Annotated in this window: 15 protein-coding genes and 1 riboswitch; of the genes, 5 read left to right on the top strand and 10 right to left on the bottom strand. The window is 61.3% G+C overall.

The window, feature by feature from the left end:
• Positions 1 to 60 precede the first annotated feature (60 nt).
• The 7 genes from JJJ17_RS16635 to JJJ17_RS16605 all read right to left on the bottom strand — a co-directional run bounded on the left by JJJ17_RS16635 (position 61) and on the right by JJJ17_RS16605 (position 7,449).
• Positions 61 to 1,128: an ABC transporter ATP-binding protein gene (locus tag JJJ17_RS16635; RefSeq protein WP_200688394.1), complete on the bottom strand. Its 1,068-nt coding sequence runs from the start codon at positions 1,126 to 1,128 to the stop codon at positions 61 to 63.
• A gap of 58 nt (positions 1,129 to 1,186) precedes the next feature.
• Complete coding sequence (locus JJJ17_RS16630; RefSeq protein ID WP_200688393.1) at positions 1,187 to 2,314, bottom strand: extracellular solute-binding protein; 1,128 nt, start codon at positions 2,312 to 2,314, stop codon at positions 1,187 to 1,189.
• Between the two features lie 259 nt (positions 2,315 to 2,573).
• The gene (locus JJJ17_RS16625; protein WP_200688391.1) at positions 2,574 to 3,866 is read right to left on the bottom strand and encodes a TRAP transporter large permease; all 1,293 of its coding nucleotides are present in this window, start codon (positions 3,864 to 3,866) and stop codon (positions 2,574 to 2,576) included.
• Positions 3,863 to 4,420, bottom strand: coding sequence for a TRAP transporter small permease (locus JJJ17_RS16620; protein ID WP_200688389.1), 558 nt, complete (start codon positions 4,418 to 4,420; stop codon positions 3,863 to 3,865). The genes JJJ17_RS16625 and JJJ17_RS16620 overlap by 4 nt, the downstream gene beginning before the upstream one ends.
• 58 nt (positions 4,421 to 4,478) lie before the next feature.
• Positions 4,479 to 5,456: a TRAP transporter substrate-binding protein gene (locus JJJ17_RS16615; protein ID WP_200688387.1), complete on the bottom strand. Its 978-nt coding sequence runs from the start codon at positions 5,454 to 5,456 to the stop codon at positions 4,479 to 4,481.
• Between the two features lie 44 nt (positions 5,457 to 5,500).
• The gene (locus JJJ17_RS16610) at positions 5,501 to 6,706 is read right to left on the bottom strand and encodes an N-acetylglucosamine-6-phosphate deacetylase (RefSeq protein WP_200688385.1); all 1,206 of its coding nucleotides are present in this window, start codon (positions 6,704 to 6,706) and stop codon (positions 5,501 to 5,503) included.
• Complete coding sequence (locus JJJ17_RS16605; RefSeq protein WP_200688383.1) at positions 6,703 to 7,449, bottom strand: glucosamine-6-phosphate deaminase; 747 nt, start codon at positions 7,447 to 7,449, stop codon at positions 6,703 to 6,705. The genes JJJ17_RS16610 and JJJ17_RS16605 overlap by 4 nt, the downstream gene beginning before the upstream one ends.
• Before the next feature lie 144 nt (positions 7,450 to 7,593).
• On the opposite strand from JJJ17_RS16605, the gene JJJ17_RS16600 reads away from it, so the two are divergent.
• The 5 genes from JJJ17_RS16600 (at position 7,594) to JJJ17_RS16580 (ending at position 12,752) form a co-directional block, all read left to right on the top strand.
• On the top strand, positions 7,594 to 8,814 hold the full coding sequence (locus JJJ17_RS16600) for an ROK family protein (RefSeq protein WP_200688381.1): 1,221 nt from the start codon (positions 7,594 to 7,596) through the stop codon (positions 8,812 to 8,814).
• A 4-nt stretch (positions 8,815 to 8,818) separates the two neighbouring features.
• The gene (locus JJJ17_RS16595) at positions 8,819 to 9,103 is read left to right on the top strand and encodes a hypothetical protein (RefSeq protein ID WP_200688379.1); all 285 of its coding nucleotides are present in this window, start codon (positions 8,819 to 8,821) and stop codon (positions 9,101 to 9,103) included.
• 75 nt (positions 9,104 to 9,178) lie between these two features.
• The gene (uxuA, locus tag JJJ17_RS16590; protein ID WP_200688377.1) at positions 9,179 to 10,387 is read left to right on the top strand and encodes a mannonate dehydratase; all 1,209 of its coding nucleotides are present in this window, start codon (positions 9,179 to 9,181) and stop codon (positions 10,385 to 10,387) included.
• The gene (locus JJJ17_RS16585) at positions 10,384 to 11,841 is read left to right on the top strand and encodes a mannitol dehydrogenase family protein (RefSeq protein WP_200688376.1); all 1,458 of its coding nucleotides are present in this window, start codon (positions 10,384 to 10,386) and stop codon (positions 11,839 to 11,841) included. Before uxuA ends, JJJ17_RS16585 begins: the two co-directional genes overlap by 4 nt.
• Entirely contained in the window at positions 11,838 to 12,752 is a 915-nt protein-coding gene (locus JJJ17_RS16580; RefSeq protein WP_200688374.1) for a sugar kinase, read from the top strand. The genes JJJ17_RS16585 and JJJ17_RS16580 overlap by 4 nt, the downstream gene beginning before the upstream one ends.
• 12 nt (positions 12,753 to 12,764) lie before the next feature.
• Here JJJ17_RS16580 and JJJ17_RS16575 read toward each other — a convergent pair whose 3' ends face one another.
• The 3 genes from JJJ17_RS16575 to JJJ17_RS16565 form a co-directional block, all read right to left on the bottom strand.
• Positions 12,765 to 13,424, bottom strand: a complete 660-nt coding sequence (locus tag JJJ17_RS16575) for an epoxyqueuosine reductase QueH (protein ID WP_200688372.1) — start codon at positions 13,422 to 13,424, stop codon at positions 12,765 to 12,767.
• A gap of 38 nt (positions 13,425 to 13,462) precedes the next feature.
• Positions 13,463 to 13,653, bottom strand: a riboswitch (cobalamin riboswitch).
• 31 nt (positions 13,654 to 13,684) lie between these two features.
• Positions 13,685 to 14,683, bottom strand: coding sequence for a LacI family DNA-binding transcriptional regulator (locus JJJ17_RS16570; RefSeq protein WP_200688370.1), 999 nt, complete (start codon positions 14,681 to 14,683; stop codon positions 13,685 to 13,687).
• Between the two features lie 233 nt (positions 14,684 to 14,916).
• Positions 14,917 to 17,310, bottom strand: coding sequence for a glycogen/starch/alpha-glucan phosphorylase (locus JJJ17_RS16565; protein WP_200688367.1), 2,394 nt, complete (start codon positions 17,308 to 17,310; stop codon positions 14,917 to 14,919).
• Positions 17,311 to 17,366 lie beyond the last annotated feature (56 nt).

Below are 17,366 nucleotides of genomic sequence, written 5' to 3'. Positions count from 1 at the left end.
CAGATCGCCACGAGGATGATGAAAAACGAGGCCAGCCAGCCCCCGAAGCGTTGGAACAGTTCAGTCATCGGCCAGCACCACCGCATGTTCCGGCGTGAACGAGAAATGCGCCTTTGCCCCCGGCTCGGGCGCCTCGGTCAGCCGGGTGCTGGGCACGGATGCGGCCAGCGTGCCGCCATCGTCGAAATTGCCGTGGACCAGCGCGAAGGCCCCTTCGAAATCCACCCGCTCGACCGTGGCGGGCAGGCTGTTCGCCTGGCCTGCGCCGGGGATCAGCGCCTCGGGACGGATATACATCGTGGCCTGACGACCGACTTCAGCCCCCTGCCCCGCGCGACCGCGCAACTGGCCAAGCCCGGTGTCAAGGATCGCCGTGCCGCCATCGACCGCCGAGACGCGGCCCGAAATGGCGTTCGTCTCACCCACGAAACGGGCGACGAAGGGGGTGGCTGGGTTATCGTAAAGCTCTCGTGGGGTGGCGACCTGTTGCAGGATGCCCGCGCTCATCACCGCCACGCGGTCGGACATGGCAAGCGCCTCGGACTGGTCGTGGGTGATGTAGATAAAGGTGACGCCGGTGCGTTTCTGAAGCGAGCGAAGCTCGGCCCGCATATGCTGGCGCAGCTTCAGATCCAGCGCGGAAAGCGGTTCGTCCAGCAGCAGCACCTTGGGCTCGACCGCAAGCGCGCGGGCGATGGCGACGCGCTGACGCTGGCCACCCGAAAGCTCGCCCGGCATCCGGTCGCCATAGCCTTCCAGCGCGATCAGGCGCAGTAATTCATCAGCTTTCTTACGCCGCTCGGCCTTGCCGACGCCGCGTGCCTCAAGCCCGAAGGCGATATTTTCCCAGACCGGCATCAGCGGGAACAGCGCCAGCGACTGAAAGATCATCGCGGTCGGACGCTGGTTCGGGCCAAGGCCGCGCATGTCCTGATCGCCGATCTGCACCCGCCCCTCGGTCGGCTCCAGAAAGCCCGCGATCATCCGCAGGATGGTGGTCTTTCCACAGCCGGACGGACCGAGGATCGAAAAGAACTCGCCCGCTCCAACCTTGAAAGACACATCGCTGACGGCCTGCGTGGACCCGAAACGCATACCGATATCGGTCAACTCGACTGAATGGGACATCCGAACTCCGTGGCGGAAGGAAGAAGCGGCGGGGTGAGTGGCCCCGCCGCATGTGGGATCAGGCCGACAGGAAGCGGTCCTGATACTCGTTGCGCTTGGTCACGTACCAGTTTTCCTGGATCGGCCACCACCACAGCTTCTCAAGCGCATCGCCCGGATAGGCGGCGGCAAAGAACGCCTTCGCGTCATCCGACAGTAGATCGGCCGAGCCAACGGCGGTCGAGTTGATCGAAGTGGCGTTGGTGTACATCGCCCCTGCTTCGGGGGTCAGGAACCAGTTGATGAAGGCATAGGCGTTATCCAGATTGGACGCGCCCGACGGGATCGACAGCCCTTCCATCCATGCCAAAGCACCTTCCTTGGGCGCAATAAAGCCGACCGGCAGACCTTCCTTCGCCAAGGCGGCTGCGGTGGAATCCCAAGTCTGGCCGACAGCGGCGCCGTTGACGCGGAAGGCGCCTTGAGCCTCGTTCTCGTTGTTCCAGAACTGGATGATATTGCCTTTGCGCGCGATCGCCTCGGCGATGATCACGTCGAAGATCTCGATCTGCGCTTCCGGCGTCTTGAATGCATCCAGCAGCGGACGCGGCAGCTTGCCCTCGGCCTCAAGCCACAGGCCAAGACCGACCAGCGCCGAATGGGCGCGGACAGTCGCCAGACCGGCAGCCTTTTCGCCCCAGATGTCGCCATAGGACGCTGTGCCATATTCCAGCGGCATCTGATCACGATCAAAGGCCACGGCCTCGGTGCCCCAGTCGGTCGGCACCTGATAGCGCTTACCATCCACAACCGCGCCCAGTGTGGTCGAGTTTTCCCATGCGCTTGGCAGCACCTGACCGACCTCGATCTTCGATTCGTCCAGTTCCTGAATCAGGCCGAATTCGACATAGTTCGGCACCCGGTCCACCGTCGGCCAGATCAGATCGAAGCCGCCGCCATTATTGGCGCGAAGCTGGTTCAGCAGCTCATCATTGGTGCCATAGGGCGTGTAATTCGGAGTGATTCCGGTGGCTTCCTTGAAGGCGTTCAGGATCTCGTCGTTCAGGTAACCAGCCCATGCAAAGATGTTCACAGTCCCCGAGCCCTGCGCCATTGCGCCGCGCGAAATGAAGGGTGTTGCCAGCAGTGACAACGTCGTGGTGGCGGCCGCGCCTTTCAGCAGGCCGCGACGGTTCAGTCTGTTCATGGAAGTGCCCCCTTGTTGAATTAACCAGATCACAGCCTGTAGCGGGGCTTCGAGTCAATATGATGACGGTTGCGTGACAGAATTTACCTTAAGGTCAGAGCACGATTTTTCCTCATAGATCAGTTGGTAGCTCGGCATTTGAGCGCGATTTATGGCAATGTAGCGGCCCCGGCTCAGAGTGCAGAGAAAACGGTCCAGCAGCGCAAACGGAAAAAGGGCCGGCAACTGCCAGCCCCTTCCCGTTCTCTCTGTCGGTTGCCTATTTCAGCAAGTTCCCAAGTCCCAATGAGATCGACGGCACGAATGTCACCAGCATCAGAACCGCGATCATCACCAGATAGAAGGGTATCATCGTGCCGATGGTCCGCTCGATCGAGACCCGCCCGATGCCGCAACCGACCATCAGCGACAGCCCCACCGGAGGTGTGCACAGCCCGATGCCAAGGTTCAGCATCATGATGATGCCGAAATGGATCGGATCGACGCCGATGCTGGTGGCGATGGGCAACAGGATCGGCGTGACGATCAGGATCAGCACCCCCATATCCATGATCAGCCCAAGCGCCAGCAGCAGCAGGTTCAAAAGCAGCAGGATAATGATCGGGTTCGACGAGATCCCAAGGATGCCATCGCTCAGCATTGCGGGCACCTGAAGATAGGACAGCAGGAACCCGAAGGCCGACGAGGTCATGATGATCGCCGACACAACGGACAGCGATTTCAGCGTGCCGCTGATGACGCGGCGAACCTGCTGGGCATTCATCGAGCGATAGACGAACAACGTCACGAAAAGCGCATAGACCAAGGCCACCGCCGCCGATTCCGTGGCGGTGAAGATCCCCGCCAGAATCCCGCCGATGATGATGACCATGGTGAACAGACCAATCGACGCCTGTGCCATCACTGCCAGACCGCTGCGCAGATCATAGCTTTCTCCACGCGGATGGTTGTGACGGACCGCCATCCACCAGCAAAGTCCCATCAGCGCGACACCCAGCAGGATTCCCGGCACATAACCCGCGATGAACAGCGAGGTCAGCGGCAGCCCACCCGCAGCCAGCGCATAATAGATCATGTTCTGGCTGGGCGGGATCAGAATGCCCTGCACCGCCGAGGTGACGGTGACCGCAACCGCATATTCCGACGTATAGCCGCGCTGGCGCATCGCCGGGATCATGAACGACCCGATCGAGGCAACATCCGCCACGGCCGAGCCCGAAATCCCGCCGATCAGCGCCGAGGCGACGACATTGCCTTGTGCCAACCCGCCGCGCACACGTCCGACCAGCACATCGGCGAACCGGATCAGCCGGTCGGCAATGCCACCCTCGGTCATCAGGTTGCCCATCAGAATGAAGAAGGGCACAGCAAGAAAGGTGAAGCTGAACATGCTGTTCGCCATCTTCTGCCCGATCATCATCAGCGGCATGCCCAGATAAACCGCGGTCAGGACCGAGGACAGGCCAAGCGCCAGCGCAATCGGAATGCGGATGAACAGCAGCCCCAGAAAGCTGCCCAGAAGCAGCGAAATGCCAATGGCTTGCTCGCTCATGCCGAGGCCTCCTGCAGATTGGTGATGGCGTCGTTGACCAGTTGCTCTTCTTCGCTGATTTCTTCGGGCGGAAAGCCCACGAACAGCGCGACCACGGCGTTCAGCGCCATCAGCCCTCCCCCGGCCATGATCGAATAATAAAGCAGGCTTTTCGGGATGCTGGATGCGGGCAGGACCGAGCTTCCGGTAATCGCGACAAGCTGGGCCGAATTCAGCACAAGGATCATCCCGAAGCCGAAGACCGACAACAGCGCGATCCGGTCCAGCAGTTTCGCGCCCATCGGCGGCAACCTGTCGCGCAGCCAGGTGATTGCGACGTGCCAGTCATGACGGCCACCGATGGCCACGGCCAGCATGCCGAACCAGACCAGGCAGAACATCGCGGCCTCTTCGGACCATTGGGTCGGGCGGTTGATCAGGTAACGCAGCGCGACCTGCATGACCGTGGTGCAGACGATAACGGCGATAAGGCCGCAGCAGATGAAGCGCGCAAGCGCGTTCAACGCGTCAGTGAGACGGATCAGTCCCGAAAGAACTGGTCGGAAGAGGGTCATGCTGACCTCCGCGATGTGGGGAATGTGGGGAGCGGCCTCCGGGGCCGGGCTGCCGGATTTAGCGCAGCGCTTCGATCCGGCCGATCATCTCGGCTAGTTCGGGATATTCGGCGTAGATCGGTTGGACAGCCTGCCGAAACGGCGCGTCATCGACCTCGGTGACGGTGACACCTGCCGCAACGATCCGCTGACGCGCATCCTTGTTGGCGGTAAACATCAGGTCCCGTTCATAGATCGCGGCCTCATGTGCGGCACGGGTGATCGCCTGCTGCTGTTCTTCGGGCAGACCGTCGAAACGGAACTTGTTCATCAGCAGGATCGCCGGGGCGCTGACATGGCCGTCGGTGATCAGCGTCTTCGAGATTTCCTGATGGGCGGCGGTCTCGAAGCTGACAAAGTCGTTCTCGGCCCCGTCGATGATGCCGCTTTGCAAGCTGGAAAACACCTCGCCGAAATTCATCGGTGTCGGCACCGCGCCCAAAAGCTCGACTGTTCGCATGGCGATAGGCGCGTTCTGCACACGAATTTTCTTGCCCTGCAGATCCTCGATCCGGGTCAGCGGAACACCATCGCGCGTATAGAAATGCCGGGTGCCTGCTTCCAGAAAGTCGAAGCCCACCAACCCGATATCGCCCAGATCCGCGCGGACCTCATCACCGATCTCACCGTCCAGAACGGCATATTTGTGATCAGAGCTGCCGAAGATATAAGGCAGCGTGAACACGGTCATGCTGGGCGAGATATTGGTCAGCGCAACACTGTTCACCCGCGTCAGATCGACGATGCCGACCTGCGCCTGTTCGATGGTCTCGTTCTCCTGACCAAGCTGGCCGCCGCTGAAGACCTCGACCTTGACCGCGCCATCGGAATATTCCGCCACAAGATCGGCGAAATGGCGCATGGCAATGGTGATCGGTGCCGAATCCGGCTGGTTTTCGGCCAGTCGAAGCACGGTCTGGGCATGGGCGCCCGCCGCCGTCACCACCATCACTCCCCCCAAAAGCATCCCCGTGAGATGCCGTCCCAGTAAAGTCATTCTTCCTCCTCAAGAAACGGCATTACATGCCTGACTTCGTTTGTTTATTCGATCATGTGCTGACCGATATGGGTGCGAACGACCTTCGGTCCCGCATCGGTCATTTTCCATTCGACCAGCGATGCCTTGTCGCCGGTTTTGGGTGGCGCCCAACGCGGGCTCAGCACCCTTGACGGGTTCAACTGCGCAAATCGCAGCACCGTGCGAAAGTCGATGCCATACCAGCGCATGATGCTGCGGATCATGCGGTCCATCTCGGCCGAGGAACCGGCCAGATAGCGCGAGCCGGGAATGCGGACCGAACCGTCGCTGGCACGCTCGACCTTCATCGAGCCGAAGGGATAGACGCCGGGCTTCATCTGCGCACCGGCGGCTGAAACCGCATCCGTCACAAGGATCGAACGGCATTTGCCCTTGGCGCGCAGCATGGTCTTCAGCGCAATCGGCGGGACATGGATGCCGTCGGCGATGAACATCGCGCTAAGCCGGTCCTGCGCAAGCTGCCAGAAGATCGGGTTGTCAAGTTTGTGCAACTCTTGCGGCAGGCCGTTGCCCAGATGGGTCGATAGCGTCGCCCCCGCATCGATGGCGGCGTCAAGCTGATCCGGCGTTGCCGCTGAATGGCCGATAGCCACCCGGATGCCACGTTCACGCAACTCGCCGATCATCTCGATCACGCCCGGCACTTCCGGCGCAACGGTGACCAACAGGATCGGACGCCCGGCCGCTTCTTGCAGACGGTCAATCAACCGCATGCTGGCGGAGGTCATGCAGCCTGCATCATGCGCGCCACGATAGCCCTCGTCCGGGGACAGGAACGGCCCTTCGATATGGTAGCCCGGCACCATCAGCGGCCCCAAACGGCTAAGTTCGCAGGCACGGTCAAGGCTTTCCAGCGTGCGGACCATATGCTCGGGGGTGCCGGTAATGACCGTCGGCAAGCTGGCGGTGACCCCGGTTTTTGCCATTGCGATCAGGGCGGAATCGAAATCGATCCGGGTCACGCCGGGCTGGTTGAAATCGCATCCCGCGAAGCCGTTAACCTGCAGATCGACCAGACCCGGCGTTGCAAAATTACGGGCAAAATCGACGACTTCCAGATCGGCGCCTGCAGTCACCACTCCATCGGGTGCAAGCTGATAGGTCCGCCCTTCGCCCTTGCCGGGCGTCCCGTCGGAGAACAGCACCGGCAGTTCCAGCGTCGTGCGCCGCCTGCCGATATAGTTGATCTGGCCACTCATCGTGTTCATGCCGCGCGCTCCAGCAGGCTGGCCGCCGCATCATCCAGATGCAGCGCCGCATCGGGGTGGTTCTGCAGGGCCGATGCCGGACAATCGGGATTCAGCGGACCCTGAACAGCATTCCGCACGGCTTCGGCCTTGCGGTGATCGGGCACGGTGCAGATAATTTTCCGCGCCGAAAGAATTTGCGGAATGCTCATGGTGATAGCCTGTTCGGGCACATCATCCAGCGTGGCGAACCAACCCTCCGAGACCTGCTGGCTGCGACAAGCCGGGTCCAGATTGACGATCAGATAAGGGTCTGTGGCGTCAAAAAGGGCGGGCGGGTCGTTGAAGGCCAGATGCCCGTTCTCACCGATACCGATGAACGCCACGTCGATCGGTGCTTCTTGAACGGCCGCCGAAAGCCGCGCCAGTTCTGCCACCGGATCGGCTGCGATACCGTCGATGGCCTCGAACCGCTTCAGCCCGGGAACCTGTTCCACGAAGCGAGAGCGCAGATAGCCGACGAAGCTGGCCGGATGGTCCGATGCCATGCCCAGATATTCGTCCAGATGGAACACTTCGCAGCGTGACCAGTCGATGCCGCCGTGGCGGACCAGTTCGGTCAGCATGGCGAATTGGCTGGCCCCTGTCGCCAGAATGATCCGTGCATCGCGACCCTGGGCAAGCGCCGCAAGGATCGCCTTCGCTCCTTCATGTGCAGCCCGAAGACCGCTTTCTTCGCATGTGGCCGAGATGGTGATGCGCATGGGGTTCCTTCGCTTTCGGTATTTATTGACATTTACGTTATTAATAACGATGATGTCAATAAATGATTGAAGCACGGCCCGCATTGGCCCAAAATGACCCGCAACCAACGCCTGAACGACACCAGACACGGCCCGGAATACGAGATGAAAACGCAACAAATCCCTATGCTTGATTTCTATTCCAGCCTGTTCATGCAGGAGGGCCCGATTGGCCGGAAGGGTCGGGTGTTCATGCGAATCTGCGGCTCGGAACATCCGACCCGGAAACGGCTGGCGCAGGAGATGATGATTCGCCCCGCCACGATCTCTGATCTGGTGCTGGAGCTTGTCCAAGACGGATTGGTGCGGGAATCGCGGCCCGAGCAGATTACCCAGAAGGGGCGACCCGAACTGGTTCTGTCGCCGAACCCGACCGGCCTGACGGCGATCATCATCAACACGGTCTCGCGGACGCTGCACTGCACGGTGGTCGATCTTGCCGGCAATGTGCTGATGCGTGAGCGGCGGGAACTAGACGCCGATCAGATCGAGCCAGACGAATTTCTGGAATTGCTCTGCCTGCTCTGCATCAGCATGCGGCAGAACCTTCCGCACGGCTCGCGCCTTGCCGGTGTGGTTCTGTCACTGGCCGGGATCGTCGATGAAGAAGCGCGGATCTGGCGCTACGCCGCGCATTGGCCGAATTTGGGCAATCTGAGCTTCGACACGCTGGAGCAGACCCTTGGCTGCCGGGTGCTGCTGGCCAAGAACCTGAAATGCGAGCTGCGGGCCCGTATGGATCGGGCAGAGGCTAGCGCATATCAGCGTATCCTGCTGTTGCATTGGGGTTACGGCGTTGGCGCCGCTTTCGCGCGGCGCGGGGCGAATGGGCTTGATTATGTCGGGCATGGCGAGGTCGGCCATATCAGCGTCGATCTGTCCAGCACGGCGGTGTGCAAATGCGGACTGACCGGCTGCATAGAGGCCGAGATCGGACTTTGGGCGATCCTAGCCCGGCTTGAGGATCAGACGATCCCGGCAGAGGAATGGAGCTTCGAAGAGGTGCTGCGCGCGACGCCGCATCTGACGGACTGGGACCGCCCGATCGACCTGCTGGCGATGACCTTGCGCAATCTGACGCTGACGCTTGGACCCGATCAATGCGTGATCACCGGCCCCTTCACCCAGAATGCCGAATTGCTGAACAGACTGCGCCAACGCTTTACCGAGATCGCACCTGCAAGCGCAGTCTCGTTCGGTGGCCGCAATGTCGAGATCGTCGCGGGCGCGCCCGGCATCCAGGATGAACTGATCGGCGCCGCGGCGCTGGTCTTTCGCGAAGAACTGGCCGAGATCGGTATCGGTTCGGCGCTGGCGGAGGAATAGGGCGATGGTGCCGCATTGCCGCTTCCATCGCGATTTGGTCGCAGTCGCGCCGCAAGGTCGCCGCCGGATCGTGATATTTCGGATCAAGCCGAAAACGATCTGCCTGCCCGGCGTGACCACGCAGATATCATCAAGACGACTGCTGAAACATCAGCAGAGTGCTTCAGTTGCCCTTTTCAGTGATCCGGACCGCCGCCACGCCAAAATGGTGCGGCGCAAGCATCCGCAGATCCATCTGAATGATCTGCCCCAGATTCCGACCTCTGCTCACGTCCCTTGCGCGGCGTGACCAAGCATATCCGTCTGCGACGGAACGGTTGCCACCGAATTTCGCGGCCCGGCGGGTCGCAACAAGGAGAATAGAATGCGACATACATGGCGCTGGTTCGGACCCAAGGACCCGGTCTCTATCAATGACATGATGCAGGCCGGGGTGAAGGGCGTGGTCACGGCGCTGCACCACATCGCCCCCGGCACTATCTGGTCACCCGACGAGATCGTCAAACGCCAGCAACAGCTTGCAGTGATGACGGACGGTGCGCCTTCAGGCTTGTCCTGGGAGGTGGTCGAAAGCCTGCCGGTCAGCGAGGCGATCAAGACGCAGACGGGCGAATGGCGCGGGCATGTGCAGAACTGGATCACCTCAATGCGGCACCTGAAGGACGCCGGGATTGAGGTCATCTGCTACAACTTCATGCCGGTGCTGGACTGGACCCGGACCGAGTTGAACTGGCGGCGACCCAATGGCGCGACCTGCATGCGCTTCGATCTCATCGACTTCGCTGCCTTCGATCTCCACATCCTGAAACGCCCCGGTGCCGAGGTCGATTTCCCCGAAGAAATCCGCGAAGCCGCCGCGCGTCGTTTTGCCAAGATGGATGCATCAAGGCAGCAGCAACTGGCCGCGAATATCGTGTCCGGCCTGCCGGGTGCTGCGGTGAATTTCTCGCTGTCGGATGTGCGCGATCTGCTGCAAAGCTATGCGCCCGTCACGGCAGAGGTTCTGCGGCGGAACTTCCATGACTTTCTGGAACAGGTCGCCCCGGTCGCGCAGGACATCGGCGTCCGGCTGTGCTGCCATCCCGACGATCCGCCTTTCGACCTTCTGGGCCTGCCCCGGATCATGTCCACCGAGGCAGACTTTGCCGAACGCATTGCCGCCGTCGATCTGCCCGCGAACGGGATCACGCTTTGCTCTGGCTCGCTGGGCGCACGGCCCGACAATGATCTGCCCGGCATGATGCAGCGGCTGGGCGATCGGGTGCATTTCCTGCATCTGCGCAATGTGCGCCGCGATAGCGACAGCGTGCCCGCCAGCTTCTTCGAGGATGAGCATCTGGGCGGGCAGACCGACATGGTGGCGCTGATAGACGCGATCCTGCGCGAGGAGACCCGCCGCCGTGCCGCCGGTCGCCCGGATCACCAAATCCCGATGCGGCCTGATCACGGACAGAACATTCTGGACGACCACAGGCGCAATACCCAACCCGGCTATCCGGCAATCGGCCGCTTGAAGGGCCTTGCCGAACTGCGCGGCGTCGAAGCCGCCCTCAGCCATCGGAGCGCTGCATGACCTCTCGTCTGACAAATCTTTCCGGCCTGCCGCCCAATATACGCCTGCCGGGCTATGACCGCGCGGCTCATGGCGTCGGCATCCTGCATCTGGGCCTTGGTGCCTTCCACCGCGCGCATCAGGCGGTTGCGACCGATGATGCGCTTGCAGCGGGCGGGGGTGACTGGCGCATTCTAGGGGCAAACCTGCGCAGCCGTGATATGGCCGAGGCGATGACGGCCCAGAACGGGCTTTACACCGTGCTGATCCGCGACAAGCAGGTTGAGGCGCGGATTATCGGCGCGCATGCGACGACCATGGGCGGCGATCCTGCCGCGATCCTGAAGGCCGCCTGCGATCCTCGCATTCGTATCCTGTCGCTGACCGTCTCGGAAAAGGCCTATGGCATCGACCGCGACGCGATGGATATTGACGAAATGCATCCGGCGGTCGCCGCCGACCTGCTGTGGCCGCAAGCGCCCAGCGGCGTTCTGGGCCTGATCACCGCCGCACTTGCCGCGCGTCGTGCCGCAGGGATCGCACCGTTTACTGTCCTGAGCTGCGACAATCTGCCGGACAATGGCGCGCTTCTGCGTGCAGGCGTTCTTGGCTTTGCAGCCCGGATCCGCCCATCTCTCGCCAACTGGATCGAAGAGAATGTCGCCTTCCCGTCAACCGTGGTTGACCGTATCACACCCGCCTCGACCGAGCGGACCTATAGCGACGCGCTTGAACTGACCGGCCATCATGATGCCGCAGCCGTCGAGACCGAGGCGTTCAGTCAATGGGTGATCGAGGATCATTTCCCGCAGGGTCGCCCCCTGTGGGAAGCAGGTGGCGCGACTTTCGTTCGCGATGTCGGCCCGCATGAGGCGATGAAGCTGCGGATGTTGAATGGCAGCCACTCGCTGATCGCCTATATGGGTCAGCTTGTCGGCATGCGTTATGTTCGCGATGTCGTCGCCCAGCCCGCGCTGGCAGCGCTGGTCCGTCGGCATATGAAAGCCGCTGCGGCCACCCTGCCCCCTTCATCCGGTCTGGACCCCGACAGCTACGCCGACACGCTGATGCAGCGTTTCGCGAACCCTGCCATTGCCCACAGGACCAGCCAGATCGCCATCGATGGTACCGAAAAGCTGCCGCAGCGCTGGCTTGTTCCGGCGGCAGAGATGCTGGCAGCGGGTCAGGATGCGCGACCCTTTGCCTTCGCGATTGCGGTGTGGCTGGCATGGCTGTCAGATCTCTCCAAACGTGGCGAGGCCCCGGACGATCCGCGCGGTGATCGCCTGCGGGATACGGTCAACCGGGCCGGAGATGACGATATGCGGTTGGTCGAAGCGGTGTTGTCGCTTCCCGGTCTTGCACCAGCCTGCCTGACGGGTAACAACGCATTCATGCAGATCATCCGGCAATCCCTGTCGCGCATCCGCCATTGCGGGTTTCGGATGAACTTTCCGGAGGCGCTGTCCGCATGACGAAGAATGACATCCTGTGTATCGGAGAGGCGATGGTTGAACTGTCGCAATCGCCTCAGCCCGATCAATGGCAATTGGGGATCGCAGGGGATACGCTGAATACCGCGTGGTATCTGCGGCGTCTGCTGCCAGCCAGCCGGGATGTGAGCTATTTCAGCCGCGTCGGCACAGGCGAATTTTCGCAACGGATGCTGGATTTCCTTGCCGCTGAAGGGATCGGCGCGGATCATATCCTGCGCGATCCCGAACGCGAGATCGGCCTTTATGCGATCTCGCTGAAGGATGGAGAACGCAGTTTCAGCTATTGGCGCGACAACTCGGCAGCCAAGCGGCTGGCCGATGATCCGGCGTTGCTGGAGCGCGCGCTGAGCGGGACGCGCATCGCCTATCTGTCGGGGATCACGCTGGCAATCCTGCCGGATGAGGGACGCAACACCCTTTTCAAAGCGTTGGAGCAGGCGCGTGCGAAGGGAACAAAGGTGGTTTTCGACTCAAACTTGCGCCCCCGCCTTTGGCCTGACACCACAATCATGTGCGCAACAATCGAGCAAGCAGCCGCCCTGTCCGATCTGATCCTCCCCAGCTTCGACGACGAACGCGACTATTTCGGCGATGCCGATCCGCAGGCGACGGTGGCGCGTTATCTGGGCTGCGGCTCGGGGCAGGTCGTGGTCAAGGCGGGCGGCGCGGCGGTTCATTTCGGCGGAGCTGAGGGAACGGGCATCGTTGACGGGCTGATCCGTGAGGTGCCGGTGGATACGACCTCGGCTGGCGACAGCTTCAACGCAGGCTATCTGGCCGCGCGGCTGGACGGCGCCGGGATCGAGCAGGCGATCCAGCGCGCGCATGATCTGAGCCGCATCGTCATCGGTCATCGCGGCGCGTTGGTGCGTCAGGCGGTTGCGGGCTGACGCACCGGACGTTCAGTCCAGATCGTCCTTTTTGTAATACAGCTTGCCGATCTCGATCTGCGGTCGCCCAACCTCGCGGCGGTGCCGATTTGTGTCACGCAAAGAATAGACGCAGCCGCAATATTCCTGCTGATAGAACTCTTCGCGTTTCGAAATCTCGATCATCCGGTTCGAACCGCCACCTTTACGCCAGTTATATTCCCAATAGGACAGCCCCTGATAGGGCGCGACCGCACGTTGCCCACAGCCGTTGATCTGGTTCATATCCTTCCAGCGCGAAATACCAAGGCTTGAGGTCATCACCGGAAAGCCATGCTCATGCGCGTAAAGCGCAGTCCGTTCGAAGCGCATGTCAAAGCACATGGTGCAACGGATGCCTCGCTCCGGCTCCCACTCCATCCCCTTCGCCCGCGCGAACCAGTTTTCCTTGTCGTAATCCGCATCGACGAATGGCACGCCATGCTGATCGGCGAAGCGGATATTCTCATCCTTGCGCAGCAGGTATTCGCGGTCGGGATGGATGTTCGGATTGTAGAAAAAGATGGTGTAGTCGATGCCAGAGGCCAGCATCGCCTCCATCACCTCGCCCGAACAGGGGGCGCAACAGGAATGCAGCAGCACCTTTTTCTCGCCACCGGGCGGGGTCAGTTCAGGGCGTTCGAACGTCGTCATTGCAATCGGCCTTTCGCACGGCACGCACCCCGCGGCCGGATCAGAAGAGTGTTCAGGCAGGTTTCCTGACTTGCGGGTCTTGCGCCTCACCCGGCCTTCCCGGAGCGGCATTCGCACCAGTGGCATTTCGGGCAGGCTGTCCGCCTACAGTTGCGGGGGCAGTTCCGGCATCAAACCGGATTCCCTTTTACCCGGACTTTCGCCCGGCACCTGAACCATCGTGATCATGCCATAATACGTGACACCGCCCGATGTCAAAATCAGCTTTCCGCGGGCATATATCCGCAAGATCGGCGGACGATCAGCGAGGGCGTCATTCGGTGCGCCTCGGGCGCGGCATCAATCGAGGCGACACGGCGGCGGATCAGACGTGCAGCAGTCTGGCCAATCTCGGCGCAGGGCTGTCGAACCACCGTCAACCGAGGCTCGAAACTGTCAGCCCATTCGAAATCATCGATCCCGGCAATGGCAAGATCACGGGGCACTTTCATCCCCCGGCTGGAAATCTCGCGCATGGCGCCAAGCGTGCAGAGGTTGTTTCCCGCCAGAATCGCATCCGGAATGTGCCCGCTGTCCAGCAATCGGGACGTATGCTCCGCCGCTTCCTGCAGCGTATGGGCCGGAGGCGTGATCAACCCGTCATCCAGCAATCCACGCGCAGACAGGTTCGCGCGGAAAGCCTCGATCCGTTCAACCGTGGTGGTGTAGGTGCTGTGACCGGGGATCAGTGCGATCCTGCGATGACCCAGATTGCACAAATGGTCAGTAACCAGATGAATGGCGTCATGGTTGTTCAGCCCGACCTGATCGAACCGGGAATCCGCCAGACGATCCACCAGAACGGCTGGCACCCGGTTTTCGTGAAGGTAACGGATCGCCGCGCTTTCCGGGCCGCCTGCGGGTGCCAGAATGATGCCATCCACGCGGCGTTGATGCAGATCGCGGACGATGCGCCATTCCTTCGCCGGATCGTCGTTGCTGTCAAACAGCAGCACCGACAGCCCGTCACGCTGACATTCCGCCTCGATCGCTGAAATGATGTCGAGGAAGAAGGCGTTGACCGATAACGAGAAAACCAGTCCGATGGTCGAGGTGGAACTGCGCGCCAGATCGCGGGCAATTGTGTTCGGCACATAGCCGATGTCGGTCACGGCTTTGTGAACCAGCTCGGCCGTGGTCTTGCTGACAAAGCGGGTGCCGTTCAGGACATGACTGACCGTCGCCAGCGAGACTCCCGCCCGCTCGGCCACGGTTTGCATTGTTTTTCTGCCGTGCTTTTCCATTTCGCGCTATGTGACCAAGAATTCAAATGGGTGCAAACGTTTTCAAAGCATCGGCGTGCTTGGATTATTTGTCCACTCTACTGGTTGAACAAATCTGGGTCACTTTTGTCAAATTCAAACGCTGCCGCTGCGCTTGCGCGACCGGCTTCCGGCGATGTGGCGGGCGACACTGCGCCGGGTCAAAATCGCGACCCGACGCAGGTTGCATGTCAGTCCATCTTGACCGGCTTCACATGCCAGATGTCTTTCATATAGCCCCTGATCGTGCGGTCCGACGAAAAGAAGCCCGACCGTGCAATGTTCAAGGCCGCCATTCGGTCCCATGCGGCATGGTCCGCATAAGCCGCATCAACGCGACGCTGGCAGGCGAAGTAGTCGTCGAAATCCGAGGCGACAAGGAACGGATCATCGTTCCAGGTCCGGTCCAGCAGCGCGTAATAGGGATCGGCCCGACCACCCGAAAAGCGACCCTCGGCAATCAGTTGCAACGCGATCTGCATGTCCTTGCTGGATTCGATAGCCGCCCGGCCATGGCCCGGCTTGGACTTTTCCACCGCTGCCTGTTCTGCATCCAGACCGAAGAGGAAAAAGTTCTCGGCCCCGACAAGTTCTCGGATCTCGACATTCGCCCCGTCCAGCGTGCCGATGGTCAGCGCGCCGTTCATGGTGAATTTCATATTGCCGGTGCCGGACGCCTCTTTGCCCGCGGTGCTGATCTGTTCGGACAGATCCGCCGCCGGGATCAGCGCCTCGGCCATCGAGACGTTGTAATTCGGCGGATAGGCGATCTGCAGATAGGGCGCGGTCACCGGGTCGTTGTTAATGGTCGCCGCGACATCGTTGATCAGATGGATCACCGATTTCGCCAGCCAATATCCCGGCGCTGCCTTGCCCCCGAAAATCTTGACCCGAGGCACCCAGTTGCCGTTGGGATCGTCGTGAATTTTCTGCCACAGGACGATGGCTTCGAGGATGTTCAGCAGTTGTCGTTTATATTCGTGAATCCGCTTCACCTGAACGTCGAAGATCGCATCAGGATCGGCCTTGATCCCCAAACCCGCCAGCAATCCGTTCGACAGCGCCACTTTGTTCTGCCGCTTGGCGGCGCGCATGTCGGCAAGGAAGCTGGCATCGTCGGCATGCGGCTCTAGCTGTGCCAACTGGTCAAGATCGGCGCTCCAGCCGTCGCCGATGGTCCGGTCCAGAAGCTTCGCCAGCGGCGGGTTCGCCATCCTCAGCCAGCGGCGGGGGGTGACGCCATTCGTCTGATTCACGATCCGGTCGGGGTGAAGGTTGTGCAGATCGGCAAAGACGGTGCTTTTCACCAGATCGGTATGCAGCGCCGAAACGCCGTTCACCCGACCGGCCATGATGAACGCCAACTCGCCCATATGGACGTGATCGTCGCGGACGATGGCGACATGGGCGGGGCGGTTGGTGGTCTGGCGATGATCCTCGTCGATCATCTCGATGATCTGCATGTGGCGTGGCAGGACGCGGCCCATCAGCCATGTGGACCAACGCTCCAGCGCCTCGGGCAGCAGGGTGTGGTTGGTATAGTTCAAGGTGCCGCGCGCAATCGACAAGGCTTCGGCAAAGTCAAAACCGTGTTCATCCATCAACAGCCGGATCAGTTCCGGCCCGGCAATGGCAGGGTGGGTGTCGTTCAGTTGGATTGCCACCTTCTTCGGCAGCAGGCGCAGATCGTCATATTCGCTCAGGAAGCGCCGAAGGATGTCCTGCAATGCCGCCGAGGTCAGGAAATATTCCTGCTTCAGCCGCAATTCCTTGCCGCTCTCGGTGGTGTCATCGGGGTAAAGCACCCGGCTCAGGGTGCGGGCCAGCGCCTCGGGTTCCGCCGCTGCCGCATAATCGCCGCGATTGAACCGGGTCAGGTCGAACAGCGTCGTCGGCTGAGCGCCCCACAGCCGCAACGTATTCGCCCATTTTCCGCCCCAGCCAATCACCGGCGTATCATAGGCCCGCGCCTGCACGCTTTCGCCGGGATGCCAGACGGCCACGCCATCAACGGTTTCAACATGGCCCTTGAAGCCAATCGTATAGCTGGATTCCAGACGCACGAATTCCCATGGATGCGGCTGGTTCAGCCAATCCTCGGGCGTTTCCACCTGCTGGCCGTTTTCGAACCGCTGCCGGAACAGCCCGTGCTCATAGCGGATGCCATAGCCATAGGCCGGGCATTGCAGCGAGGACAGCGATTCCATGAAACAGGCCGCCAACCGGCCAAGCCCGCCATTGCCAAGCGCCGCGTCAGGCTCGTTCCCGAGGATGGCGTTCTTGTCCAGCCCCAGATCCTCCAGCGCATCCGAGATCTGCTGGTCCAGCCCCAGATTGATGATCGCATCGCCAAGGATCCGCCCAATCAGAAACTCCATCGACAGGTAATAGACCCGCTTCGCGCCCTGCTCATAGGTCGCGCGGGTGGCGGTGAACCACGGGCGGACGATCTGGTCGCGGATGGTGTGGCTGACGGCCAGACGCCAATCGAACAGGCTGGCGCTGACGGTGCTTTTGCCAAGCGTATAGGTAAGGTGGTTCAGGATTTGGTCGCGGAACGTTTCGGCTATGGGGAGGGGCAGCACGAGGGGCCTCTTGCAATAGTTAAAGTTGACTTCCGGCGCGGCCAGAGCGGTTTCGC

It is taken from the genome of Paracoccus caeni (assembly GCF_016629665.1).
Lineage (GTDB): Bacteria > Pseudomonadota > Alphaproteobacteria > Rhodobacterales > Rhodobacteraceae > Paracoccus > Paracoccus caeni.
This window is presented reverse-complemented; position numbering and strand designations above follow the sequence as displayed.